Origin of the sequence: Nocardioides gansuensis, from assembly GCF_003076135.1 — a bacterium.
GTDB classification, from domain to species: Bacteria; Actinomycetota; Actinomycetes; order Propionibacteriales; family Nocardioidaceae; genus Nocardioides; species Nocardioides gansuensis.
In genome coordinates, this window is the sequence record NZ_QDGZ01000026.1 from 1 (window position 1) to 1309 (window position 1309).

The following is a 1309-nucleotide window of genomic DNA, read 5'->3' on the forward strand; positions in this document are numbered from 1 at the left end:
CCCTCTTCCGGGTGGGCGGTCGTGGGCGTAGCGTCGTGGTCGCGGGTCCGGGAAGTGGCTGATCCGAAGTGTCGATGAGCGGGTGAGAGTCGACCGCGCTGGATTCTTGAGACGCCCCGCAGTGCCCTCCCGGACCCGTGTCAGCGTCGTGGGCTGTGTCGGGGGCGTCTTCGAGCAGCTGGCGGTAGATCGCGTCAGAGACTCTGCGTTTGAGGCAGCGCATGGCCTCGAGCGGCTTCTTGCCCTCGGCTCGCTTGCGTCGGTAGTAGGCGCGGCCCTCGGTGTCCAGGCGGAGTTGGGTGACCGCGGCGATGTGGATCATGTGGTTCATCCGGCGGTTCCCGGCACGAGATAGTCGGTGGCGGTTCTGCTCCCCGGAGGAGGCGTCCAGGGGTGCGGTGCCGGTCCAGGATGCGAACCGGTTGCGGTCGGCGAACCGGGCGACGTCGCCGACGTCGGCCAGGACTCGGGCGGCCACGACCGGTCCCACGCCATGGATGTCCATCAGTCGTGAGCCGCGGGCGATCACGAGGGCCTTGAGCTCGGCGGTTGCCTTCTTCATCTTGGCCTCGATCGTGACCAGGTCGGCGAGTTCCTCTGCGGCGATCCGGCGACGGGTCTTGCCGGCGATGTCACGGGGACGTACCGATGCGAGCATGGCCTTGGCCTGGCCGGTGGTGATGTCGCGTTTGGCCTGTCCCGGAAGGAGTTCGGCCAACAGGGCCTGGAGCCGGTCGACGGTCTGGACCCGACGCCGGGTGAGGGCTTCACGGCGGTCGGTGAGCAGCCGTAGGGCCTCGAGCTCGCCATCGATCTGAAGGACTCGCAGGGTCTTGGTGCGCACCGCGACGATCGCAATCGAGTGTGCGTCACGGGCGTCGGTCTTACGGTTGTGTCCGGTGTCGAAGAGCCGGACCCGGGCCGCCAGCTTCGCCGGAACGTCGACGACTCGCTCGCCGGACTCGAGCAGTCGTTGGGCCAAGGGACGTCCGGCGCCGTTGGCGCCCTCGACGGCCCAGATCCGGTCCGGCCAGGCCTTCGCGTACCTGCGCATCGCCGCGTAGCCGGCCTTGTCGGTGGTGAACCGACCCGAGCCCAACATCTGCTCGTTGCGGTCGACGACCTCGATCGTGGCCGACAGCTTGTGGGGATCGACCCCGATGATGACCTGCTCTGGATCTTGGCTCATGTGCTGCTCCCGCCTGTGTTCGCTCCGGAGTGGACGTCGAGGCGGGCATTGCTACTACGAGCAGGGCAGTCCCTTCTTGGGCCACACCTCGTCACGGTGCCCGGCAGGCGGCAGACCGAT

General features: G+C 68.1%; 1 protein-coding gene. It reads right to left on the minus strand.

What is annotated here, in order from left to right:
• Window positions 1-1189, minus strand: a 1189-nt coding sequence (locus tag DDE18_RS22450; protein ID WP_116574653.1) for an IS110 family RNA-guided transposase, incomplete at its 3' end; no start/stop codon positions are given.
• Window positions 1190-1309: the final 120 nt, after the last annotated feature.